18 protein-coding genes and 5 tRNA genes are annotated in these 24,207 nt (G+C 52.8%); 8 read left to right on the top strand and 15 right to left on the bottom strand.

Annotated elements, in window-relative coordinates:
• Positions 1–59: 59 nt before the first annotated feature.
• The 15 genes from rpoB to RID21_RS12495 all read right to left on the bottom strand — a co-directional run bounded on the left by rpoB (position 60) and on the right by RID21_RS12495 (position 12,420).
• Positions 60–3,773, bottom strand: coding sequence for a DNA-directed RNA polymerase subunit beta (gene rpoB / locus RID21_RS12425; protein WP_350189279.1), 3,714 nt, complete (start codon positions 3,771–3,773; stop codon positions 60–62).
• Between the two features lie 536 nt (positions 3,774–4,309).
• Complete coding sequence (gene rplL, locus RID21_RS12430) at positions 4,310–4,723, bottom strand: 50S ribosomal protein L7/L12 (RefSeq protein ID WP_350189281.1); 414 nt, start codon at positions 4,721–4,723, stop codon at positions 4,310–4,312.
• A gap of 132 nt (positions 4,724–4,855) precedes the next feature.
• Positions 4,856–5,374, bottom strand: a complete 519-nt coding sequence (gene rplJ, locus RID21_RS12435; protein ID WP_350189283.1) for a 50S ribosomal protein L10 — start codon at positions 5,372–5,374, stop codon at positions 4,856–4,858.
• A gap of 81 nt (positions 5,375–5,455) precedes the next feature.
• Positions 5,456–6,160 (bottom strand): 50S ribosomal protein L1, encoded by a 705-nt coding sequence (rplA, locus tag RID21_RS12440; protein ID WP_350189285.1) that lies wholly within the window; start codon positions 6,158–6,160, stop codon positions 5,456–5,458.
• Positions 6,161–6,240: 80 nt separating this feature from the next.
• Positions 6,241–6,666 (bottom strand): 50S ribosomal protein L11, encoded by a 426-nt coding sequence (gene rplK / locus RID21_RS12445; protein ID WP_350189287.1) that lies wholly within the window; start codon positions 6,664–6,666, stop codon positions 6,241–6,243.
• Between the two features lie 74 nt (positions 6,667–6,740).
• The gene (gene nusG, locus RID21_RS12450; protein WP_145045005.1) at positions 6,741–7,325 is read right to left on the bottom strand and encodes a transcription termination/antitermination protein NusG; all 585 of its coding nucleotides are present in this window, start codon (positions 7,323–7,325) and stop codon (positions 6,741–6,743) included.
• Between the two features lie 176 nt (positions 7,326–7,501).
• Entirely contained in the window at positions 7,502–7,852 is a 351-nt protein-coding gene (gene secE / locus RID21_RS12455) for a preprotein translocase subunit SecE (protein WP_232102070.1), read from the bottom strand.
• Between the two features lie 210 nt (positions 7,853–8,062).
• Positions 8,063–8,135, bottom strand: a tRNA-Trp gene (locus RID21_RS12460).
• 89 nt (positions 8,136–8,224) lie between these two features.
• Complete coding sequence (gene rpmG / locus RID21_RS12465; protein ID WP_144980952.1) at positions 8,225–8,380, bottom strand: 50S ribosomal protein L33; 156 nt, start codon at positions 8,378–8,380, stop codon at positions 8,225–8,227.
• A gap of 115 nt (positions 8,381–8,495) precedes the next feature.
• A complete protein-coding gene (gene tuf, locus RID21_RS12470) occupies positions 8,496–9,692 on the bottom strand; it encodes an elongation factor Tu (RefSeq protein WP_350189289.1) in 1,197 nt (398 codons plus the stop codon).
• Between the two features lie 146 nt (positions 9,693–9,838).
• Positions 9,839–9,911, bottom strand: a tRNA-Thr gene (locus RID21_RS12475).
• A gap of 39 nt (positions 9,912–9,950) precedes the next feature.
• A tRNA-Gly gene (locus tag RID21_RS12480) sits at positions 9,951–10,021 on the bottom strand.
• Between the two features lie 41 nt (positions 10,022–10,062).
• Positions 10,063–10,144, bottom strand: a tRNA-Tyr gene (locus tag RID21_RS12485).
• Positions 10,145–10,229: 85 nt separating this feature from the next.
• Positions 10,230–10,302 (bottom strand) — tRNA-Thr (locus RID21_RS12490).
• A gap of 447 nt (positions 10,303–10,749) precedes the next feature.
• Complete coding sequence (locus tag RID21_RS12495) at positions 10,750–12,420, bottom strand: sigma-70 family RNA polymerase sigma factor (RefSeq protein ID WP_350189292.1); 1,671 nt, start codon at positions 12,418–12,420, stop codon at positions 10,750–10,752.
• Between the two features lie 690 nt (positions 12,421–13,110).
• On the opposite strand from RID21_RS12495, the gene RID21_RS12500 reads away from it, so the two are divergent.
• The 8 genes from RID21_RS12500 to RID21_RS12535 all read left to right on the top strand — a co-directional run bounded on the left by RID21_RS12500 (position 13,111) and on the right by RID21_RS12535 (position 24,203).
• Entirely contained in the window at positions 13,111–14,733 is a 1,623-nt protein-coding gene (locus tag RID21_RS12500) for a DUF1549 domain-containing protein (protein ID WP_350189294.1), read from the top strand.
• A gap of 24 nt (positions 14,734–14,757) precedes the next feature.
• A complete protein-coding gene (locus tag RID21_RS12505) occupies positions 14,758–16,041 on the top strand; it encodes a DUF1501 domain-containing protein (protein WP_350189296.1) in 1,284 nt (427 codons plus the stop codon).
• Between the two features lie 256 nt (positions 16,042–16,297).
• A complete protein-coding gene (locus RID21_RS12510; protein WP_350189298.1) occupies positions 16,298–18,367 on the top strand; it encodes a zinc ribbon domain-containing protein in 2,070 nt (689 codons plus the stop codon).
• Positions 18,368–18,402: 35 nt separating this feature from the next.
• The gene (locus RID21_RS12515) at positions 18,403–19,269 is read left to right on the top strand and encodes a hypothetical protein (RefSeq protein ID WP_350189300.1); all 867 of its coding nucleotides are present in this window, start codon (positions 18,403–18,405) and stop codon (positions 19,267–19,269) included.
• Between the two features lie 83 nt (positions 19,270–19,352).
• Positions 19,353–19,652, top strand: a complete 300-nt coding sequence (locus RID21_RS12520) for a (2Fe-2S)-binding protein (protein ID WP_350189302.1) — start codon at positions 19,353–19,355, stop codon at positions 19,650–19,652.
• A gap of 35 nt (positions 19,653–19,687) precedes the next feature.
• Positions 19,688–20,437 carry an ABC transporter ATP-binding protein gene (locus tag RID21_RS12525; protein WP_350189304.1) on the top strand — a complete coding sequence of 250 codons (750 nt, stop codon included), beginning with the start codon at positions 19,688–19,690 and terminating at the stop codon, positions 20,435–20,437.
• Positions 20,437–22,821 (top strand): ABC transporter permease, encoded by a 2,385-nt coding sequence (locus tag RID21_RS12530; protein WP_350189306.1) that lies wholly within the window; start codon positions 20,437–20,439, stop codon positions 22,819–22,821. The genes RID21_RS12525 and RID21_RS12530 overlap by 1 nt, the downstream gene beginning before the upstream one ends.
• 2 nt (positions 22,822–22,823) lie before the next feature.
• Positions 22,824–24,203 carry an efflux RND transporter periplasmic adaptor subunit gene (locus tag RID21_RS12535; RefSeq protein WP_350189308.1) on the top strand — a complete coding sequence of 460 codons (1,380 nt, stop codon included), beginning with the start codon at positions 22,824–22,826 and terminating at the stop codon, positions 24,201–24,203.
• Positions 24,204–24,207 lie beyond the last annotated feature (4 nt).

The raw sequence follows: 24,207 nt of genomic DNA on the forward strand, positions 1-24,207 counted from the left end.
AGAGTTTGATCATGAAAAGAAACCTCACCCAGTCAACACGTCTCATCACTGAGCACGCATCAGGTGGGGTTCTTTTCCAGTTGTAGATTCAAACCAAGTCCACGAATTTCGTTGTTAAGCACGTCGAAGCTGGCGGGCGTTCCGGCTTCGAGTGTGTTTTCTCCATTGACCATCGATTCATAAATCTTGGTCCGGCCTTCCACATCGTCACTCTTAACAGTGAGCAGTTCCTGCAGAATGTAAGCTGCACCATAAGCTTCCAGAGCCCAGACTTCCATTTCCCCGAATCGCTGACCACCGAAGCGGGCTTTACCACCAAGAGGCTGCTGCGTAATCAGAGAGTAAGGACCGGTAGAACGGGCATGCACTTTGTCATCCACCAGGTGGTGCAGTTTCAGCATGTAAATCTGACCGACGGTGGTTTTCTGCTCGTAAGCTTCACCCGTACGACCATCGTACAACTGGGCTTTCCCGTCAGCAGGCAGACCAGCGGTATCCAGGTATTCCTGAATCGAAGTTTCCAGAGCACCATCGAATACCGGGCAGACAGCACGGAAGCCGTGCTTCTCAGCAGCCCAACCCAGGTGGGTCTCCAGAATCTGTCCCACGTTCATACGACTCGGAACCCCCAGCGGGTTCAGCATGATGTCGATCGGAGTTCCGTCTTCGGTGAATGGCATATCTTCGATCGGCAGAACTTTGGAGATCACCCCTTTGTTACCGTGACGACCAGCCATCTTGTCACCCACGGAAATCTGACGCTTGGATGCCACGTAGACTTTGACCATCTGCAGCACGCCGTTTGGCAGTTCTTCGCCACGCTTCATGCTGTTGACCTTCTGGTCGCAGGTATCGATCACATCTTCGACATTGGACCACAGATTTTCGATGACAGCACGACAGTCGGCTTTCTTCTGCGGGCTGCGAATATCCAGGTTATCCAGGTGTGACAGGAAGTCGTGAGCATACTGAGAGACGAACTTGTCTTCTGTGATTTCACGAATCTTACGACCATCATCGTCAACCAGAGGCTGCCCCAGGGCAGATTCGAATTCTTTGAGAAACTCGCGGAATTCAGAGGCCACCTGCTCGTGCCCTTCTTCTTCGACCTTCTTCAGATCTTCGTCGTACTGCTTCCGTTCGTAATCAGTCAGGCTCATCCGACGGGCAAATTTCTCGGTGTGAATCACAATCCCTTCGACACCACTGGAGGCCTCGAGTGATTCGTTCTTCACGTCTTCACCCGCGCGACCGAAGATTGCGTGCAACAGTTTTTCTTCCGGTGTCAGTTCAGCCTTGGCTTTCGGAGACACCTTACCAACCAGGATATCACCCTGGCGGACGCGGGTACCGACTTTGATAATCCCGTCTTCGCCGATGTGACGCAGTGCCTTTTCGCTGACGTTGGGAATGTCGCGAGTGAACTCTTCACGCCCCAGCTTGGTTTCACGAATTTCCACATCGAATTCGTCGATGTGAATCGAGGTGTAGACATCTTCTTTCACCAGACGCTCGGAAAGAATGATCGCGTCCTCGAAGTTGTATCCATCCCATGACATGAACCCGACCAGCACGTTCCGCCCCAGAGAGAGCAGCCCGTCTGCAGTCGCAGCACTGTCACAGAGGATCTGACCTTTCTTGACCTGGTCACCCACACTCACGCAGGGAGTCTGGTTCAGACAGGTTCGCTCGTTTAGGCCTTCGTATTTTCGCAGACGATATTTCTTGCCGTCTACTTCCACACGGTTTCCGTCCACATAGGTCACCTTACCGGCCTTCTCAGCCCGGACGACCATCCCGGAGTTCTGTGCGACAGCTGCTTCCATGCCGGTTCCCACCAGGGGAGGCTCGGCAATCAACAGTGGCACAGCCTGCCGTTGCATGTTGGAACCCATGAGTGCCCGGTTCGCGTCGTCGTGTTCGAGGAACGGAATCAGACCGGCGGAGATCCCTACCATCTGTGCGGGGTCGACGTCAATGTAATCCACGGCACCGGCGGCAATCCAGACCACGTCATCCCGGAAACGGGCCATCACGCGGTCTTCGGTGAAGCGACCTTTTTCCACGGGAGTATCGGCGGGAGCCACGTGCACTTCTGCTTCTTCATCAGCCCGCATCCAGTGCACTTCGTCGGTCAGCTTACCATCTTTCACGTAACGGTAAGGTGTCACGAGGAAGCCGTAATCATCTACTTTTGAGAAGATACTCAAACTGGAGATCAGACCGATGTTGGTACCTTCAGGAGTCTCAATCGGACAGATACGACCGTAGTGAGAAATGTGAACGTCACGCACTTCGAAGCCGGCACGCTTCCGGTTCAAACCACCAGGTCCCAATGCACTCAAACGACGTTCGTGAGTCAGCATGGACAGCGGGTTCGTCTGGTCAACCACCTGCGAGAGTTCACTTCGACCGAAGAAGAAATCGATCGCAGCCGAAACACTCTTGGGATTGATCAGGGTCCGTGGAGACATCTCTTCCACGTCCTTCTGAGTCATACGCTCCTGAACAGTTCGACGCAGCTTCAGGAACCCTTTCCGGATTTCATCGGAAGCCAGCTCGTCGATGGTTCGCAGACGGCGGTTACCCAGGTTATCGATGTCATCGACATACGCAGAAGAATCACCGACCCGCAGACGGACGAGGTAGCGGATCGAGTTAATGAAGTCTTCCGGACGCAGAGTCATTTCGGTGTCAGGTACATCCTGCTTGAATTTCCGGTTGATACGGAAACGACCGACACGCCCCAGACGGTAACGGTTGACGTCAAAGAATTTTTCTTTAAACAGGTCTACCGCACGCTCCAGCTGAGGAGGGTTACCTGGACGCAGACGGGAATAGATTCGCAGCAGGGCCTCTTCGTGAGTCACAGTCGGATCCTCGGCAATGCTCTGCAGAACCAACAGGTCATTAACTTCATCAACGACTTCAACCGTCTTCAGAGAGGATTCGGTAATCTCTTCGGCCAGCTCTTCAGTAATGGTGCCACAGCAGTCCAGAATGATCTCACCACACCGATCGTGACCGGCAGGGTAAATCACATCTTCAGCAACGATCTTACCAACCAGCTTTTCGGCTGCGTCTTTGTTGATCTTTTCTGATTTGGTTTCATAGAACAGCTTCACCAGGTCGGTGTCAGAAGAGTAATCTTTCGACATCGCCCGCAGCAGAGTCATCGCAGAGAACTTACCACTCTGGTCGATCCGCACACCCAGTGTGTCTTTCTTACCGACCACCAGTTCGATCCAGCTTCCACGCTCTGGAATCACGCGGCAGGAATATTCTTTCTTCTCACCAGGCTCTGAGCTGAGTACGAAGTCAACACCGGGAGAACGGTGCAGCTGACTGACGATCGCACGCTCGGCACCATTGATGATGAATTCACCGCCACCGATCATGACGGGCAGATCACCCAGGTAAACTTCTTCTTCGATCGGCTGCTCTTTCACCAGACGCAACCAGACACGGAAAGGACGTCCGTAGGTCAGACGCAGCTGACGGCACTCGGTTGGAGTGTAACGAGGTTTTCCCAGTTCATACTTCACGTACTCCAACTGGTACTGCCCCTGATAACTCTCAATCGGGAAGACTTCACGAAGGATTTCTTCCAGGCCCTGGCTCTTGCGCTCACGGGGAGACTTATCGGCCTGAAGGAAGTTTGCATAGGAATCCGTCTGAATCTGTGTCAGATCAGACAATTCAAAACTATGCTCAATGGTACCAAAATTCTTAACAGTTTGAGTGGGAATCGTTCGCTGTGCTGGAATCGGCATTAAGATGATCTTTTCTACTTACCTGGTGCCAGATGTGGGATTACTCCGCGCAAACCGCTCACGCGGCTGAATGGAGCACTTGCCATGGATAGCGAGGAACCGCAGCGCGTACCTCGAGAGAATACAGCCCCGACTGCTGCATGAAAAGCGAATCGCTCGACGAAATTAAAGCCTGGTAAATCGCTCAATACTACTTTGCTATTCAAAAGAGAGTACAATGAGTCGATTGCTTAGACCATATGGGACTGACACGATGACTGATCGAAGCAGATAACTAAAGGAAACAAATCTATCAGCAACAAGGACATGCAACCAAGTGAGGTAGTCCTGAAACACAGTAAACAAAAAAGCCAGCCTGCGCAACGACACACTATCGCACCGCAATCTGCAGGAACTTATTCTAGACTGTCAAACAGCACACTTCAATTGCACGCGGAAAAAAACCATATAAATGTACATAGTAACACAAGACTAACCTGTGCCAAAGCAAGCTTCAGCACAGGTTAAATCCAGATGGCTTTTTCCTCAGCGACGATTTACTTAACTTCAGCGGAACCGCCTGCTTCTTCAACTTCCTTAACCAGAGATTCAGCATCTTCCTTGGAGACACCTTCTTTCAGTGGTTTAGGAGCACCTTCTACCAGTTCTTTGGCTTCCTTCAGACCGAGGCCTGTGGCGCCACGAACGACTTTAATCACAGGAATCTTATTGTCGCCGAATCCGGTCAGAATGACGTCGAATTCAGTCTTTTCTTCAGCAGCTTCTTCGCCAGGACCACCAGTAGCAGGGCCAGCCATCATGACGGCGCCACCGGCTGCAGCTTTGATTCCATGAACTTCTTCGAGGTAATCAGCCAGTTCTTTAGCCTGGAGCAGAGTCAAACCAGCAATTTTGTCGCCCAGTTCTTTGGTTTCTTCACCAAATTCAGTTGTTGCTTCGGCTGTCGCCATCTTCTCTTTCCTTTCGCACGAATGCGTAAAAAAAATCTCTCAATAGTGTAAATCAAATCAACGCCGCTACGTCACTACGGTCGTTGCTACAAATTTATGAATATCCGCCTCAGGGAGAGACAGACCGGCCGTCTATCCTTCTTCGCCTTCGGCGATCGACTTGATCTGCCCGACCACGGTTCCACCGGGCCCTTTGATTGCACCTGCAAGCTGTGAACCAGGCCCGAGGATTCGACCGACAATTTCTGCGATCAGTTCCACACGACCCGGGCTCTTGCTCAGCTTGGTCACGTCATCGGTGGACAGCGAGGTTCCCTCTGTCAGCCCACCCTTGATGTCGAGCTCCTCGATATCCTTGGCCCATTTGCTCATCTCTTTAGAGAGCTCAACGATATCTTCGCCACCCCAGACCAGAGTTGAAGGCCCCTTCAGAACCTCTTCCAACCCCTCAATGCCTTTATTGGCAAATGCCCGTCGAGCGAGTGAGTTCTTGACTGTCAGAGCAGTGAGCCCCTTTTCCTGCAACTTGATACGAAAACTGTTATCAGTAATCGCATCCACTTTTGCAGAATCTATCACGACGAAGTCGCGGACATCGCCGATCTGGGATTCAATCTCCGAGATGATCATTTCTTTTACAAATTTACTCATTGGATCTCTTCCAGCTTGTTAAACGCCGAAAACAGCAATATGTGATGTGATATAAAATCTGTCAGGATTCGACGCTCCCCACTAGAGGGCAACAGAAATCCCCGGGCTCATGGTTGCCGAAACGGCGACGTTTCTCACATAAGCACCTTTGACCGAAGAAGGACGCAAGCTGTCCAGATACTTCAGCATCGCCTGGATATTTTCGATTAACTGAGTTGGTTCAAACGACATTTTCCCAACCCGGCAATGCACGTTTCCACCAGCGTCGACACGAAATTCGACCTTACCAGCCTTGTAATCTTTCACTGCAGTCTCCACATCCTGGGTAACAGTACCAGCACGGGGCGAAGGCATCAGACCGCGGGGACCAAGCACACGACCGAGCGGACCAACCACACCCATCATATCGGGAGTTGCGATCGCGACGTCAAAGTCAAGCCAGCCACCTTTAATTTTGTCAGCCAGATCTTTACCACCGGCGGCATCTGCACCAGCAGCCTCTGCTGCTTCCAGATTGGCGCCCTGGGCAAACACAACAACCCGCTGCGCTTTACCAATTCCGTGTGGAAGAATAATGGAACCACGCACCAGCTGATCTGCCTGGCGGGGATCAACACCCAGACGTACAGCCAGTTCTACAGTCTGGTCCATTTTGACCGGCTTGATAGCAGCTGGCAAATCGCTATCCAGCGATTTCAGCGCCCCTACAGCTTCTTCCAGACTGACAGTACCGAGGCCTGACAGCTTTTCATTGTAATGCTTTATCCGCTTGGATTGTTTTCCCATGACTCTTTTATCCGGTAAACGTGCTGTTTGTATTGATGAAATCTGATACTACTTGAGGGCAGCCTGCCGCCCGTTTCAGATTATTTTTCGACTTCAATGCCCATGCTGCGGGCAGTTCCGGCAATAATCTTGGCAGCCTGATCGATGTTCGGTGCATTCAGGTCTTCGAACTTGGTCTTGGCGATTTCCTTCAGCTGATCAACGGTCACTTTGCCGACCTTGTTCTTCTTAGGATTCCCTGCCCCTTTAGCAACCTGAGCAGCCTGCTTGAGCAGAACTGCAGCCGGAGGACTCTTCAGGACAAAGTCGAAAGAACGATCGTTAAAGACACTGATCACAACAGGAATCGTCGTTCCTGCCATATCTTTGGTACGCTCGTTGAACTGCTGCACAAACTGCCCAATATTGACACCATGTGGCCCCAGGGCTGTACCAACTGGAGGAGCCGGGGTAGCCTGACCACCGGGAATCTGAACTTTTACTTCTGCAACAAGCTGCTTAGCCATTTTGACCGACTTTCAAAACACTTTATAAACAGGTGAATCAAATATATCTTTTTAATGCCGAGTCTGGTGACTCGTCACACTTTTTCAATTTGCCAGTATTCCAGCTCTGAAGGTGTCGGACGGCTGAAGATCTCAATCAGAACCGTCACTTTACCACTGGCTTCATCAATGGCATCAATCGTGCCTTCGAAGCCTTCAAACGCACCATCTTTAATTTTGACGACATCGCCTGTCTGGAAATCCAGTTTAATTTTGACAGGTGTTTCTTCCTTGGTCTCTTCACGACCCAGCATACGGGAAATCTCATGCTCCTGCATCGGGATCGGCTGACCAGCGGCCCCGGTAAAGTCACCAACGCCATTCGTTGACCGCACCAGATACCAACTGTCATCGTTCAACTCCACCTGGATCATCAGATAACCAGGATAGAGCTTGCGTTCATAAACGCGCTTCTTGCCACCTTTTGTTTCAACAACTTTTTCAGTGGGGATGATAATTTCCCCAAAGTACTCCTCCAGGCCGTCCCGCTTAATTCCCCGCAACAGGGCATCACGAATCGATTTTTCGCGATTGCTTTGTACCTTCAGTACGTACCACTGCCGCTTCTCTGATCCCTCCGAATTTTCAGAGGTTGGTTCAGAACCCGAATCATTACTCATGAGACACCTTCAATCAGACCTTCGACGACAACAAAAGCCCTGATTTAATTCGAATGCGACAAACAAAGAGACCGTCAAAAACCGGAATCGCCCATAATGAGCAGGAAGACCATTTTATTCAAGAAGCAGAGATCAAAAAATCTCTGTTATTCGCTGAATGCCAGGCATATTCTGCTTCAAATCCTGAGAAAGCCGATCAACTGGAAGAGGGCCTGCCAGAACAGATCGAATGCCAGCAGCAGAAACGCCAACAGAAACATGACCACAATCACGACTGTCGTCGAACGCCACAGCTGCTCCTTGGTTGCCCAAGTCACCTTGCTCACCTCGGCTTCCACCGAAATCAGGAAGTCAGCAAACCGGGGAAAATTCACCAGACGGTATGCCAACCATGCGGAAATCACGACCACTCCGACCGCAATCCCCTTCTGCAGCCCTGCAGACATCCCCAGGGGCAAAACGTTATACAGCGAATAGGCGCCAAAAATCGCCACAGCCACCAGGCCGATCGCAGTTAACTGACGCACCAGGCGCCCCTGATTCCTTTTATATAAACCACCACTAACCAGAGTGGCAGAAAATGCTTGTTCCGATTTGGATTTAGCCATGAGACCGACTTACTAACTAGCAGATACCTATGGTGTGAACCACTGGAACCGCAAACCTGCTTTCCTGAGCCAACACCTGGCTGAAACTCAATCAGCCAACGCCGACATCAACAGTAAAACTTTAATAAACACGGGCGGAGGGACTTGAACCCCCAACCGCTGGATTTGGAATCCAGTGCTCTGCCAATTGAGCTACACCCGTCCACAACATTGAACTGACCAAACAGATTTGACCACCGGAAGTAACTCAAAACAACGCACACCAGCTCACAAAATCCCGGTCAGCAAGCCTTATTTCTTGCGCGACTCTTTGTGCAATGTGTGACGCCGCAGCTTGGGGCAGTATTTCATCAATGAAAGCCGCTCAGTGCCGCGAGTCTCCTTACTGACCCGATAGTTTCTCATACCAGTCTCAGTACACTCTAACCAAACATATTCACGTGCCATAACAGCCCTCAGCCCCCACGGACATCAATTTCACAAATCAACTGTAACTTGAAGATGTCCACCCCGCCAAAACAGGGTGGACACCACTTATCTTCAAACCGAAGCGATCGTTCGACTACTCGACGATCTTGGTAACCACACCAGAACCGACGGTACGACCACCTTCGCGAATCGCGAAACGGCTACCTTCGGACATGGCGATTGGCTTACCGAGCTCAACTTCAACTTCAACGTTATCACCAGGCATACACATTTCTGCGCCACCCCGCAGCGTGGTTGAACCGGTTACGTCAGTAGTACGGAAGTAGAACTGCGGACGATACCCGTTGAAGAACGGAGTATGACGACCACCTTCTTCTTTGCTCAGTACGTACACCTGACCTTCGAACTTGGTATGCGGAGGAATGGAACCGGGAGCAGCCAGAACCTGACCACGCTCGACGTCTTCCTTCTTGGTACCACGCAGCAGGATACCAACGTTGTCACCAGCCAGACCCTGATCCAGAGTCTTCTGGAACATTTCAACACCGGTACAGGTTGTTTCCTGAGTGTCACGCAGACCGACGATTTCAACCTTGTCACCAACGTTGATCTTACCAGCTTCGATACGACCGGTTACCACGGTACCACGACCAGCGATAGAGAACACGTCTTCGATCGCCATCAGGAATGGCTTGTCTGCTTCACGCTCGGGGGCGGGAATGTCGGCATCGAGAGCATCCATCAGCTCACCAATACAGGCGTTGAATTTTTCGTCGCCGGGGTTATCCAGAGCACCTTTGGCGTTACCACGAACGATGGTAATGTCATCGCCGGGGAAACCGTACTTGGTCAGCAGCTCACGAATTTCCATTTCAACCAGCTCGAGCAGCTCTTCGTCATCAACCAGGTCACACTTGTTGAGGAAGACAACCAGAGCAGGCACGTCAACCTGACGGGCCAGCAGGATGTGCTCACGAGTCTGGGGCATGGGACCATCAGCAGCAGACACAACCAGGATTGCACCATCCATCTGGGCAGCACCGGTGATCATGTTCTTGATATAATCCGCGTGACCGGGACAGTCAATATGAGCGTAGTGGCGAGTTTCGCTTTCATATTCCACGTGACTCACAGCGATCGTCACAGTCTTGGTTTCGTCACGAACGGTTCCGCCCTTCGCAACATCAGCATAACTCTTGAGTTCAGCAAGACCCTTGTGAGCCTGAACTGCGAGCAGTGACGCAGTCAGAGTGGTCTTACCATGGTCGATGTGTCCAATCGTACCAACGTTTACGTGCGGCTTTGTTCGCTCAAAGACTTCCTTAGCCATCTCTCTTTAAAACCCCTTTTTCAGGCCCGCACTCGAGGACCTGAACAATAAAACCAACAAAACAATTAGCGAGGTAAAAACAGGAGTCACCCCTCGCACGCAAGAGGCACACACCTCCTGAGAACCACATTTAACGATAATCAAAAAGCTGCTGATGGGACTTGAACCCATGACCTCGTCCTTACCAAGGACGCGCTCTACCAACTGAGCCACAGCAGCACTTTTTGAGAATTAAACCGAAACGCGCTTCTATTCAAAAGCGGGTGAAGGGAATCGAACCCTCACGACCAGCTTGGAAGGCTGGGGCTCTACCATTGAGCTACACCCGCGTCTAATTTTACGTGACTCAGTCACTTCCAATTCTTTTGAATGGGGGAAGCAGGATTCGAACCTGCGAAGGCGTAGCCACCAGATTTACAGTCTGGCCCCTTTGGCCGCTCGGGAATTCCCCCTCCCAACCAGCCGAAGCTGGAAGTCACAAGTTGTAATCTGGTAACAATTTAAATAATAAAACCGCCTCAAATCGCAACTAAAAAGAGCTAGCGGTGGGAATCGAACCCACAACCTTCGGTTTACAAAACCGATGCTCTGCCGATTGAGCTACGCTAGCCTGTCAAACTGAGACTAAACTAGCAGGCTTCAAGCCTCATGAACCTGAACAACTCGCCTGGCTAAAGAGGTACTTTCCCCGCCGAAACTCAGTAAGCAGCTCAATATAGCAATCAGAGACCTGCTTGCAAGTGAGAACGACAGGCTGATTAGAAAAAATTGTTATCTTTTCTTAATGCTCTATGCCTATGCGGTCTAAGATTTTCCAACTCATTGGAATCTGTTTTCAGAACGGCAGAAAACGCCGCTTCATCCATGGGTTTCACAGCCTACTGAGTTACCCCTCCAAGTTCAATGAACAAAGCCCGAAAGGCCTGTAATCCAGACAGAAAACCGGCGTACAGGTTCACCGCGCATACAAAAAGCAGGCATGATTTCACAGAATCATGCCTGCTCAAGGGGAGAACTCACTAACAGATCCAGTTTACCGGAACTGATGAGCCTGCTTTTATATTCCCGGGATTTCCACCCGTTCCACCTGGGTAATCCGTCGCAGTTTTTTCAGAGCACGGGATTCCAATTGACGAATCCGTTCTTTCGTGACTCCGAAGCGATCGCCTACCTGTTCAAGTGTCTGAGGTTCATTGCGGGCATTCAAACCATAACGATAGATCAGAATGTCCTTTTCTCGACCATCCAGCTGGTCCAGAATACTCATGATGACTGCGTGTTGCTTCTGGTTGATCAACTCTTCCCGGTACTGACTTTCCCGTTCATCAGTCGACTGAAAGAACAGTTCGTCGTTCCCCGTACGGAACCGGTCGAGGACCTTATATTCCGCCGGGATTGACCGGGCGTAGTTTTTCATAATTGCCCAGCTGGCGTAAGTCGAGAATTTATTACCTTTGGTGTAATCAAATTTTTCGATGGCACGAATCAGGGACATGTTGCCGTCACTGACCATTTCGAAGAAGTTGCCGCCCGGACGAATGTGCCGCTTGGCAATCGAAACCACCAGTCGCAGGTTACTGCGGATCAGGAAGTTCTTCACGTCCGTGCTCTCATCGAACAGCTTCTCAATCTGATCCATGTCCCTGGCTTTCGGACGATTCGGATCCAGTTTTTCCTGAATCTGTGCCGCCTTGTATTTCAGGAAGTTCAATTTTCTGAAGTAATAAGCCTCTTCTTCCCGCGTGAGCAGCGGAATGGAATACAGGCTGGCCAGATACGGAGGCAGCCCGGGAGGCGTACGTACTTTCTCATTCGACTTATCGACTTCCGGAGCCGGTCCCAGGATGACCTTTTCCGCACCGGACTGATCGAATTCGTCGCTGTACATGTAATCGATGGTCTGGGCATGCAGGCGTGCTGCCCGTGCTTCGGAGATGATCCGATAGATGCTGGCCTTGGTTCGGCAGTAACGCCGCGCCAGCTTATCTACGGGAATGCCCCGTCGGAAGCTGTTGTAGATATCACGTTTCTGCTGATCCGTGATCTTTTCTGGTGCGTTCGGAAATATCGCCAATTCTGGATTCTCCCGATCAAAATTTTTCAGGGTATAGCGAATCGTTTCTGGTGAACGATTCATGTGCCGTGCGATACGACGACTGATTTCGGCGGGGCAGCCCCCATACCGGGCAAGTCGTCTGGCGCGGCGTAAAATTTCTTCGCGATCTTCGTCACTTAACTGACTGAAATTCATGCTGCGGACGACATGCCCCTTATTGTTTTGCAGATAACGGTCCACGGATGATTTCAGAAATCCGACACGCATCCGACCATTAAACCGGAAGCGGCGGCTGACCAGCCCCTTATCGCGCCAACGGTCGACAGTCTTGGTAGAAATGTTGAACTTCTTACTCAGATCCTGAACGGTGAAAACGTCTTCTTCCACGTCTTCGACGTCAATCTCAGCGCTCTCGGACAGGTCCTCAATGAAGCACCGCACATCATGCATGACGTCGCTGCCAATAATCATCAGGTCCGGATAAATCTCGGAGCGATATGTGGTGATCTGTTTGCAGATTTCCGGGTACTGATACTCCTGCTCCAGATCAATCTCTGTGAGAAGAGCTTCTGCACGGTCCATCTGCGCCAGTTTGACATCGTGAGGTGCATACTTCACCTGTTGATCTGCCAGTTGCTTCATGGCCGGATTGTTATATTTTGAGCTGATCATTATTCCCCACCCTCTTTTATGAATGTTCCGGGAAACCCAGCGTGTCCGTCACAATGTTGTCTCCGGGTTTTCATCTCTTCTACGTCTGAAAAGACGAATTTGAGAGTAAAAAGTTCACACATAAATTATTTTAGCCAAAGAAAGTTGGAATTCACCTGCAGATTGCCCGTTAAACCCGAATCCATCAGACACAACCAAGAGCAAACTGTTTATTTTCATACACTTACAAAAGCAACGCGTAATTTACCTCCATATTGTCGAGAGCCCCTTACCCCTTAAAAACAATACGATTTGCGCTCCCAGGGGCTCCCCGAAATCACAAAAATGTGTGAAATATCTCACATTTCAAAGTCGACACCCTGCATTCAAAAATAGTATACATATGAATTAACTAGTTGTCAACCATCTTGTACACCGCCCTGTTGTAGAAAACTCCCGAAGTCTCCCCAGTGTACATAAGGATCGAAATGAATAAATTTCTTACCACCAGCTACCGCGAATCCATCAAGATCTCTTTACCTTTGCTCACAGACAGATACGATGAAAGATGCTGGTTTGAGCGGTCTCTTAGCCTGAGGTACGCTGTTACCGGTATCCCTGTCTGATATCAGTACGTATTTCGTGCGTTCTGCATTTGAAGTATCTCCGTTGGAAACTTCAGCATATTCTCTCTGAATAGCGGGTAATCTCATGTTGCAGCGTGGTTCCAGCTCTCTCCGCAAGCGTCCTCATCAGTGGATCACTCTCGTTGCATTGATTTGTTTGACGCTTTTGGCAACTTCTTCAGCAGCCCCCCGCAAGAACACCAAAAAGAAGCTCCCCCCGCTGAATCTGCCTCCCCTGAAAACCCAGGAACAGAAGATGCAGCTGCTCGGCTACATCCGACAGAACATGCCCACGCTTCGGCAGGGAAGTCGCGTGAGCTTCAGCTCCCAGGACCTTGACAAAGCACTTGCCCTGGAACTGGGAGACACTGCTTCCCAGGCAGCACCGCTGATCGACGATGAAACCTTTATCCGTCGTGCCTCGCTGGATCTGACCGGCACTTTGCCCTCCGCCGAGAAAATCAAAACATTTGTCGCCGATCAGAATTCAAATAAACGGTCAGATTACATTGATGAATTGCTTGAAACCGAAGCATACGCACGCAAATGGGCCCGCTACTGGACCTCGGTCATTTTCTACGAAAGTGAAGCCAACAAACGGCGGGTTAATCCCGAGGCGCTCGAAGACTGGCTCGCAGAACAATTTCGTAAAGGCGCCCCCTGGGATTACATCACGGTCATGCTGATCTCAGCGACTCCCGAACGAAACAAGAAAAAAAAGAACGATTATGGTCAGGATTACGGGCCCAACAACTTCGTCCTCGCCTGTGAAAACAAATCGACTGAACTGGCTTCCGAAACGGCCCGCATCTTCATGGGCATCAGCATTCAGTGTGCTGAATGTCACGATCATCCCTTCGACAACTGGAAACGAATTCAGTTCCACGAACTCGCCGCCTTCTTCCACCCGTATACCTACAAGATGCCCTCTCAGGAAGACCCCACCGTCAGCACCGTAGTGAAACCCCGCTTCCTGCTCGGTGAGAAACCGTATGAAAACATGAAATCCGATGCGCGTCGCGTCTCGATTGCCGCTTACCTCGCTTACAATCCTCAGAACTACTGGTTCGCCCGCTCTTATGTGAACCGTATCTGGAGTGAGCTGATTGGCGATGGCTTTTACGACGTAGACAGCCTGGGACCGGACGGCGATGTCGTTCACAAGCCGATCGTCAATCGTATCGCGGCGAACTTCCGCTACAAGGATTTTGACCCGAAATGGGTCTTTCGACTGATCATGAATTCCCAGGTTTACCAGCGGGAAATGCGGACCATGGACTCCCCCTCGGAACTCTTTACAGCCATCCGCCCTGCCCGACTGCGACCGGATGTAGTCGCCAATTCGGTAGCGCATGTGATCGGCGAATATCCCCAGTTGCGGAAAGAGATCGACACCGTCTTCGACATGAACCCCTCTCTCCCCCAAAGCACCCTGGAAGGCTCGATTCAGCAGGCGCTACTGCTTATGAACCAGCGTGAACTCCAGCAGGCATTGTCGCAGAGTGAACTCAAACAGAAGTTACTGGGTATCAGATCGAACGAGGAACTGGTGCAGTCACTCTACCTGAATGTGCTGGCCCGTAATCCCACGCCGGATGAACTTCAGCGCAACGTCAGCTACCTGCAAAGCTCGGAAAAACGGGACGAAGCGGTAGAAGACCTGCTCTGGGTCCTCGTTAACTGCACCGAATTTCGTACCAAACGCTGACAGCTCAAACACGGGAATCACCCCATGCAATCCGATGCGCTCCTCCATCTGAATTTAAATCGCCGCGGGCAGTTCACCCGTCGGAATTTTCTGCAGGCCGCCGCTCTCGGTGTCGCCGGCTCACCGCTGCTCAGTCAGATTCAGCTCAATGCTGCCGAAATGAAAAAGCAGGGTCGCGCCTGCATTCTACTCTGGCTGGCAGGTGCCCCCAGTCAGCTGGAAACCTGGGACCCCAAACCAGGATCTCCCAATGGAGGCGAGACAAAGAAAATCCAGACGCAGACCCCGGGTATCGAAATTGCCCACTACTGGCCCAAGATCGCATCCGTCATGAACGACATCGCCCTCATTCGCTCGATGACCGGTAAAGAAGCGGCCCACGAACGGGGCACTTATCATCTGCATACAGGACATCGCATGCTGGGCATTGAGAAGTTCCCGCACTTCGGCTCCGTCGTCGCCCGTGAACTGGGAGATCCGAATTCCGATATCCCCAATTTCGTCAGCATCGGACAGACGCTGAGCTCCGGCTTTCTGGGTGTGCAGGTTGCTCCATTCATCATCGACCGTCCCGGTCAACTGCCCGATAACGTCACCAGCGATGCCTCCGCTGCCCGCCAGCGGCGACGACTTGCCCTGCTCAGCCAGCAGGAACGTGATTTCGCCCGGGCTGGTGCCGAAGTGCTCGTGCAGGAGCAGAGTAAACTCTATCAAAAAGCGAGCATGATGATGACTTCACCCCGCCTCAAGGCGTTTGAGTTCGACGGGGAATCCGAAGACATGCAGACCGCTTACGGTAAAAATCAACTGGGTCAGGGACTGCTGGTCGCCCGCAGACTGGTGGAAGCCGGCGTCCCCTTTGTGGAAGTCCGCAGTAACGGCTGGGACATGCACAGCAGCATTTTCCGCAACATGGAGCGTCGTGCGGCTGATGTCGATCAGGGACTGTCTCAGCTCCTCACCGACCTCAAGTCGCGGGGCCTTTTGGAGAAAACACTCGTCCTCTGTATGGGAGAATTCGGCCGGACTCCGAAAATCAATGCCCGCCCCCCTGCTCCCGGACGCGATCACTGGGTTCGTAATTTCAATCTCCTGATGGCAGGCGCCGGCATCAAGGGGGGCCAGGCCATCGGCAAAACCGATGAGAACGGCCAGGAGATCACCGACAATCCAGTGCAGGTCGAAGACCTCTTCCAGTCCATGTGTAAAGCGATGGGCATCAACGCCGACATGGAACTGCACACCCCCATCGGTCGTCCCGTCCGCCTCGTCGATGGCGGCGCAGTGATCAAAGGCTTGTTCGGCTGAGCCTCTACCCAATGGTCCTCAAACAGTATCTTCGGCTGCACCCGAATTTTCATGCCCCGTCTCGTGACAGGATGGCGATCCATGTCCGCAATTCACGAAACCCGGGTTAATCGAAAACAAGCTTCAAAAAGACTTGGCAGCACTCCGTGACAAAACGTATGATAAAGGAGAGAGCTGCTCCCTCTGTGGCTTTATGGCACCCCCTTAACCCTTATTCTGATTCACTTTACGCAAATACGAATTTACAGGCCGATTCATGACCAGCATCGCTGTTCCTTGTCCGCAATGCAAAAAAAAGCTCAAACTCCGCGATAAAAGTCTGCTCGGCAAAAAAGCCCGTTGTCCGAACTGCAAACACGCATTTGTCCTGCAGCTGCCCGAAACGGCGGCGGTCCAGAGTTCAGGCTCTACGTCCGCAGCTCCTTCCACGGAGCCGACGCCCCCTCCCGTCCAACAACGACCGGAAGAAATTACACCTCCGCCCTCTTCTGCGGAAATTGAAGAAGTCAAAATAGATCTCGCGCAACCCAAGGCTCCCGTTGTCGGCACTTCCGCGAAATGGGTTCCCGATGAACCAATCGAGCCGGCTGCACCCGTGGCTCCCACACCACCGCCGCAACCACAGAATCAGTTTCCGCAGATTGATACCTCAGGTTCGGCCTCTTCAACCACAGAAACACCACAAATTGATACAGGTGCCGACAGTGGTGGCTTCCCGAACATCGCCGTCGAATCATCCGAGAATGCCGGCGTCGCCCGCATGCGTGAGTTGCGCCGCAAAAACGCCAAGCGTCGTAACATCACCATCGTCTCGGTAATTGGCCTGCTCCTTGTCGTCGGCGTCGGTGGTTACTTTGCCTGGCCACAGGTTGAGCAGTCTATGACCGCCAAACCAGCGGTCCCAGTTCAACCGCAGACGAACAATGCCACGCCTGCGGCTCCCGTTACTCCCGCTGTCAGCCAGAAACAGGAAGTCGCGGCCAGCCCGACATCTGGAGAGCCAATTCGACTGCTCTACGTCCCCGCAGGCACCCGCGTGCTGATTCACATGCACCCTGCTGCCCTCTGGGAACCCGGTTCACAGGGAGAAGAATTCCGTGCCTGCCTCGGGCCATTGGGAATCTGGGCCGAACAGAAAATCAAAGACATCTGCATGCTGGAACCGGCACAGATCAAGGAACTTACTATCTGCCTGATCCTCGGCTCTCCCGGTGCCCCGCCCGAATATGCAGCCGTGATTCGCCCTGTCGAGCCCATCAAACGCTCAGCGCTGATCGCCCAGTTCGACGGACAGCGGCTGGATGATTACAGCTTTCCCGTTTATTCGGGAGGCAAGAATTCCTACATGATCGTCGACGAAAACACTTACGTGATTGGCCCTCCGGGTGCAGATCGCGCCGCCGAGATGGCAGATGCCCGCGAGTTTGAAAGCAGCACTTCCCCGGGCATTGAATCGATCCTGAAACAGTCCGACCGGGACCGTCACCTGACACTGGTCTTCGATCCCGATGAAGTCCGCCGTCAACAGGATGTCCTCGTACCCGAAAAAGCACACCCCTTCCTCAATGAGTTTCTGGACTGGGTCGGCGATGACGTGGAAACCATCTCCTGGAGCATGCATCTGAATCCCGATGACTTCTATTCGGAATTCACTTTCCGCAATACCACGATGATCCGTCCCCCACAGTTGGCGAACAATCTCAAGAGCAAACTTGATCAGCTGCCCCACGACATGCTCGAAGGGGTCCGCAAAATGAATCCGGGTACCGTCGGCAGCCGGAAAGTAATCGGTCGCTATCCTGCCATGCTCAAAGCCTTCAGTATGGCCAACAATGAAAAAACGGGCGAACGCTACGCACAGCTTGTCAGCAGTCTACCCGAACGGGCTGCCCCCAACCTGGCACTCGCCAGCCTGCTCGCCTGGGATGAATCGACGCGAACAAACTTTGACGTCGAAGTCAAACCACGGCCTACCGGCCCCAAACTGCCGGATAAGGTGGTCGACCGTCTGAAAATGAAGGTCGATGTCGACTTCCGTCGTACTCCACTGCAGGAAGCCTTTGCTTATATCGGCGAAGAAACCAAAACCAATATCGAACTCGATGGGGAAGCCCTCAAGCTGGTCGGTTATACAAAAAACATGCCCCAGACCATGAACCTCGGAATGGTTTCCGGACTGGATGCCATTCAGGCAATTTTCAATGTGAAAGATCAGGATCAGTTATGCCTGGTGATTGATGAAGGCAAAAAAACTGCCACAATCACCAGTAAACCCTACGCGAAGAACAACAACCTGACGATCTTCGCGTTTCCACCGAAGCCATAAGTTCCCTATCGGATTCGTAGTCGGGGTGATTACCCATGGATGTCACCACCTTTCATTGCCCACACTGTCGTGCTGCGCTCCGCGTGCGCGGCAGACAGACCGCTGGCACCCGCTTCCACTGTCCCGACTGTGAACAACCGCTGCAAATCACGACTGCTGAAGAAGGAACGCTCTCACTTTCCCCCGTTGAATCCGAGCCCGTCCCCCAGGGCCCGTCACCGCTGGCTCTGAAAACCACAGCCGTACTGACTTCAATACGACAGGGTCTCAAATATCTGGCAGCCAGTCCCGTATTGCTGTCCTGGATCGTGGCCGGCACCGGAGGGCTGGCGATCCTGCTGATGATTCTGTTCGATGAATCACCCACGATCCCTCAACCTGAAATCGATGCGAGTGTCATAGCAGACGAAAACCAGGAACCAGCGGCAGATCAGCCACTGTTACCCGAAGTCGCGGCGGAACCAGAGCCGGTTGTACCAGAGCCAGCAGCGCCTGATATTCCAGCAGCACCAGCGGCAGATCAGTTTGCTCATCAGCCCCTGATCGCGGTCAAACCGAAACAGATCCCGCCGCTGGTGGCACGTAAACCGGAGCCCCAGGACGAACCAGCGGTTCCTGCAACCGATGTAACAGTCGCCCTGCAAATCCCGATCCTCGAGTTTCGTCAGTCCGAAGAAATACCGCTGGGCACACTGATCTCGCAGTTCGAAGAGATGCTCGACACCAAATTTCTGATTGCCGACAATGTCAAAAACGATCCACGGTTACTCGAAACGCCGGTCTCGTTCTCGCAGAAGAACACGAACCTCTCCCGCCTGCTGACGCAAATATTGAGCGAAGCGGCACTGACATTCTCTGTCAAATCAAATAAGATTCACATTGAGAGAGCGGAAGGCTCCTGAAGTCCTCCCGCACCGTTAATCAAGTTCGCCCTGTTGCGAACCAGTCTGCCCGTCAGCGGGCTTAACCATAGTTAGCTCTGAACGTGAAACTCGACGACAAAGTCTGTTACTGTTTTCATATCAGTAAACGCAAAATCATCAACCATCTTCGCATTCATCGCCCCCGCCGGGCCAGTCAATTGAGTGAATGCGGCGGAGCAGGCACGGGCTGTGGCTGGTGTGTCCCTTACCTGAAACGCTATTTCGCCGAATACGAAAAAGCGGCCGCCGAAGATTCCGGGAAGATCACGGATCTGCAGGAAGACAGCATCACCGCTGAAGAATACGCCGAGCAGCGGGATCAGTACATCCAGAGTGGCAAAGGGACGCCCCCTGCCAGATGACCGCTTGAAATCTTACCTCTTCCGAGATCACAGTCATGCCCGCTTCTGGAATGAATTCAGTTCCCGCTTCTGCCGCAGAACAGGAAGTCCTGCTCTCGCTGCAATCGATTTCCAAGACGTACACGACGGGCGATGTGAAAGTACCGGTGTTGCACCATGTGGATCTGGAGATTTATGCGCGGGAATTCCTGGTCATTGTCGGTCCCTCCGGCTCGGGGAAGAGTACCCTGCTGAATATCGTAGGAGGCATCGACACGCCGACCGAGGGCGAAGTCTATTTTCAGGAACAGAATGTCTCCCGCTTTAACGAGCAGCAGCTCACGCGTTATCGTCGCGAAAACATCGGCTTTGTATTTCAGTTCTACAACCTCGTGCCGACATTGACCGCGCGGGAGAATGTCATTGTCGCCGCCGACATCAGCGCCGACCCCATGTCCCCCGATGAAGCGCTGGAACTGGTGGGACTCTCAGACCGCGCCGAGCATTTCCCAGCTCAGCTTTCGGGGGGTGAACAGCAAAGAGTCGCCATCGCGCGGGCCCTGGTCAAACAGCCGGAACTGTTGCTCTGCGATGAACCGACGGGCGCCCTCGACTTAACCACCGGCCGCAAAATCCTGGGTGTTCTGGCCGATCTGAATCGTGAGCTGGGCAAGACCGTTGTGATCATCACTCATAACTCGGCCATCGGACAGATGGCCCGACGCGTGGTCCGCATCGGCTCAGGCACCATCGCAGAGGCTCGTCTGAATCCACATCCCATTGCCGCTGAGCAGGTTACCTGGTAATGAAAGTGCTGCACCGGAAATTACTGCGAGAACTGCTGGCGGCCCGCGGGGTTCTGATTGCCATCATCAGTATCATCGCGGTCGGCATCGGCTGTTTCATCGCCATGTTTTCGACCTATGACAATCTCGAGTATTCCCGGCAGAACTATTACCGGCTCTGTCATATGGCTGACTTCTCGATCGAACTCAAGAAGGTCCCCCTGGGTGATCTCGAGGCGATCGCGCAAACGCCGGGCGTAACCAATGTTCTGCCACGCATTGTCTTTGAAGTCACCGCCTCACTCGAAGACGTCGAAAAACCCCTTTCCGGAAAAGCGGTCTCGCTGCCCGAACATGAAAACGCACCGATTAACAGCATCGTCATCAAGCAGGGTAGTTACTTCACCGATCAGCGACAGGAAGAGGTCATCGTCAACGATGCTTTCGCCCGTGCACATAACCTGCGGCCCGGCGATCACATTCAGTTGATTCTCAACAACCGACTACAGGATCTGCTGATCGTCGGCACCGCCATCAGTTCCGAATTTGTCTACCTGATCGGCCCTGGTGGACTCGTGCCGGAGCCGGAAAGTTACGGCGTGTTCTATCTCAAACATGACTACGCAGAAGATGTCTTCGGATTTGAAGGAGCGGCCAACCAGATCCTGGGACACCTCGCCCCGCAGTACCAGAGCCCTAACCGTGTCCGCCAGATTCTGGATCAGTTGGAACTCGAACTCGAAGACTACGGCGTCTTTTCCACGACCCCGCTCTCGCAGCAGTCCTCGCACTGGTTCCTGAAAAATGAGATCGATGGACTCAAAATCAGTGCCACTATTCTGCCCACCATCTTTTTGATTGTCGCGGCTCTGGCTTTGAATCTGCTCATGTCACGGATGGCCGAACAGCAGCGAACCGTGGTCGGAACCCTCAAAGCCCTGGGCTATTCCAATCAGGAGATGTTTCGGCACTTCATTCAGTTTGGCCTGCTGATCGGGATGGCGGGAGGCATCCTGGGAACCCTGCTGGGCTACTCCCTGGCCGGAGCCATGACGGCACAGTATCGCAATTTTTTCGAATTCCCCTCGCTGACTAATCAGATGTATCCCCGTGTGATTCTGCTGGGCATGCTGATCAGCGTCTTCTTTGCGGTGCTGGGAACATTCCGAGGGGTCCGTACTGTCGTGCGTCTCTCACCGGCGGAAGCGATGCGGCCCAAACCGCCGCTACGGGCCCGGCGGATTTTATTGGAGCGAATTCACGTCTTCTGGCAGGCACTCGACTTCCGCTGGCAGATGGTTTTGCGCGACATCTTCCGGAATCGAACTCGCACCATTGGCGGACTGCTCTCGGCGACCGTCGGGGCGATGCTGCTGCTGGTTACCTTTTCCATGTACGACTCCGCCTTCGCACTACTCAACTTTCAATACGATAAGCTGCTGCTCAGTGATATCGACCTGACCTTCAAAGACGACCACGACTACTCCGCGTACTTCGAAGCCCAACAGATCCAGGGAGTCGATTATGCAGAACCGCTGTTCCAGGTCGGCTGCACGCTGCAGAACGGCATCCATGAAAAGAAAACCGGTATCACCGGGATCCTGCGAGACGCGCGACTGACCATTCCCCGCGACACCGAGGGGAACCGGGTTGAAGTCCCCCCCACCGGTTTACTGGTCACACGCAAACTGGCCGATATTCTGCACATCCAGGCGGGAGACTCGATCCGCATGGTTCCCGTTTCCGGCGATCGCATTCCCCGCCAGGTCCCCGTCATGAAAATCATCGACAGTTACCTGGGGTTGACGGTTTACGCCGACTTCCATTACCTGAACCGTTTGATGGGCGAAGCCGATTCGCTGACCAGTGTGCAACTCAAAACGAATCCTCGACCGGAAGTGACGCGAAAAATATATCGGCAACTGAAACGGGTCCCGGCGATTCAGACGGTAAATTCCATCCGTGACCAGAAAGACAAACTGCAGGAAGTACTCGTCGACCAGATGATCGTGATGATTGTCGTGGTGATCGTTTTCTCCTGCCTGATCTTTTTCGGCAGCATTCTCAATGCATCACTGATTTCGCTATCCGAACGCCAACAGGAAATCGCCACGCTGCGGGTACTGGGATACACTCCCGGCGAAGTCGGCTCGATCTTCCTCCGCGAAAGTTTCTCTGTTAATCTGCCCGGCATCCTGCTGGGTCTGCCCGCCGGTTACTGGGCTTCCAAAGGCATTAACATCGCCTACGATACCGAACTGTTCCGCATGCCATTTACCATCTACATGCTGAGTTGGGTGATGACGGTCGTCCTGGGCATCCTGTTTACGCTGATCTCACACTGGCCGGTCCAGAAAACCATTCATAAAATGGACTGGCTCCAGGCGTTGAATGTAAAGGAATAACCATGTCCCGAAAATCCATCCTGATCACAGTCGGCCTGCTGGCGGTGCTGGGGTTGTATTATCTTTTCAGCGACGCGCCACAGCCGGTGGATGTCACAGCCGCGGAGACAGGCACCGTCAAGGCGTTCATCGAAGAACGCGCCAAGACCAGCCTGCCTCGCATCTATCGCATCGCCATGCCGCTCAACGGGCGGGTGATGCCCATCACCGTGCAGGAAGATGAACAGGTCACCCAGGGACAGGTGCTCGCTGAGATGGATACCTCCGACCTGGATGCCGAAGTCGCGAAAGCCCGGTATCGCGTGGAACAGTATGCCCGCAAAATCGTCGAACAGTCCGACAATCGCCTGGAAGATAACTCGCTCGACCAGTTTGATGAGTTCCTGAAATCGATGAATCTCACCGTCGAAGCCGCCAGCAAACAGCAGGATGCCAGTAAAGCCAAATGGACTTACGCGCGGGACGAGTACGACCGCAAGTACCAGCTGTTTCAAAAGAACGCGCTGTCGGCCAGTGAACTCAGTGAAGCAGACCTGTTCAAAAAACAGAGTGAGATCGATTACCAGAAAGACATTCTCACCTGGCGGTCCCTGCAGGCCATTCAAAGTGCGATGCAGATTGGCAAAATCTCGATTCAGAAATACAAAGAGAAGAAAGTCCTTTCCGAAGCAGTCCTGCAGGAAGAGAAGAAAGAAGCAGAGTCTCAGCTCGAGCAGTTACAGCGCGACCGCAACAGGGCCACGATGCGGAGCCCCATCGATGGAACCGTGCTGGCGAAACACTTCTCCAACGAGCGTACACTGCCCGCCGGCGAAATTTTGCTCGAACTCGGTCAGCTGGATGATCTCGAAGTCGAAGCCGATGTCCTCTCTCAATACGTGGGCAACATCCACGTCGGCTCCCCCGTCGACATCGAAGGCCCTGCCCTCGGTCCTGATCCCGTGCAGGGAAAAGTCATACGGATCTATCCCAAGGGCTTTACCAAGATCTCTTCGCTGGGCGTCGAACAGCAGCGAGTGAAGGTCATCATCGGCTTCAACCGCAACATCTTCAAACAGCTGCAACAGCAGCAGCGGACTCTGGGCACCGACTTTCGGGTGCGGGTTAAAATCTACACGGACATCAAACCGGATGTAGTCAAGGTCTCTCGCTCAACACTGTTCCGCAACGGATCAGGTCAGTGGCAGGCCTATGTGGTTCGGAATAACCGTACGGTGCTCGTCGATGTCGAACCGGGGGTGATGAACGATTTCGAAGCGGAGATCAAAGCGGGAGTCAAAGCCGGTGATCGACTGATCGTCGCCCCCAGTATGAATCTGACTTCGGGACAGTCAGTGGAACCGCACCTCATTAAGAACCTGGAGCGGTCCCCGGCTGACTGACCTG

Source organism: Gimesia sp., assembly GCF_040219335.1.
Classification (GTDB): domain Bacteria; phylum Planctomycetota; class Planctomycetia; order Planctomycetales; family Planctomycetaceae; genus Gimesia.

Bases quoted from the DNA above. Each gene is read 5' to 3' on its own strand.
- rpoB (WP_350189279.1), bottom strand. From the start codon at position 3,773: ATGCCGATTCCAGCACAGCGAACGATTCCCACTCAAACTGTTAAGAAT.
- rplL (WP_350189281.1), bottom strand. From the start codon at position 4,723: ATGGCGACAGCCGAAGCAACAACTGAATTTGGTGAAGAAACCAAAGAA.
- rplJ (WP_350189283.1), bottom strand. From the start codon at position 5,374: ATGAGTAAATTTGTAAAAGAAATGATCATCTCGGAGATTGAATCCCAG.
- rplA (WP_350189285.1), bottom strand. From the start codon at position 6,160: ATGGGAAAACAATCCAAGCGGATAAAGCATTACAATGAAAAGCTGTCA.
- rplK (WP_350189287.1), bottom strand. From the start codon at position 6,666: ATGGCTAAGCAGCTTGTTGCAGAAGTAAAAGTTCAGATTCCCGGTGGT.
- nusG (WP_145045005.1), bottom strand. From the start codon at position 7,325: ATGAGTAATGATTCGGGTTCTGAACCAACCTCTGAAAATTCGGAGGGA.
- rpmG (WP_144980952.1), bottom strand. From the start codon at position 8,380: ATGGCACGTGAATATGTTTGGTTAGAGTGTACTGAGACTGGTATGAGA.
- tuf (WP_350189289.1), bottom strand. From the start codon at position 9,692: ATGGCTAAGGAAGTCTTTGAGCGAACAAAGCCGCACGTAAACGTTGGT.
- RID21_RS12495 (WP_350189292.1), bottom strand. From the start codon at position 12,420: ATGATCAGCTCAAAATATAACAATCCGGCCATGAAGCAACTGGCAGAT.
- RID21_RS12500 (WP_350189294.1), top strand. From the start codon at position 13,111: ATGTTGCAGCGTGGTTCCAGCTCTCTCCGCAAGCGTCCTCATCAGTGG.
- RID21_RS12505 (WP_350189296.1), top strand. From the start codon at position 14,758: ATGCAATCCGATGCGCTCCTCCATCTGAATTTAAATCGCCGCGGGCAG.
- RID21_RS12510 (WP_350189298.1), top strand. From the start codon at position 16,298: ATGACCAGCATCGCTGTTCCTTGTCCGCAATGCAAAAAAAAGCTCAAA.
- RID21_RS12515 (WP_350189300.1), top strand. From the start codon at position 18,403: ATGGATGTCACCACCTTTCATTGCCCACACTGTCGTGCTGCGCTCCGC.
- RID21_RS12525 (WP_350189304.1), top strand. From the start codon at position 19,688: ATGCCCGCTTCTGGAATGAATTCAGTTCCCGCTTCTGCCGCAGAACAG.
- RID21_RS12530 (WP_350189306.1), top strand. From the start codon at position 20,437: ATGAAAGTGCTGCACCGGAAATTACTGCGAGAACTGCTGGCGGCCCGC.
- RID21_RS12535 (WP_350189308.1), top strand. From the start codon at position 22,824: ATGTCCCGAAAATCCATCCTGATCACAGTCGGCCTGCTGGCGGTGCTG.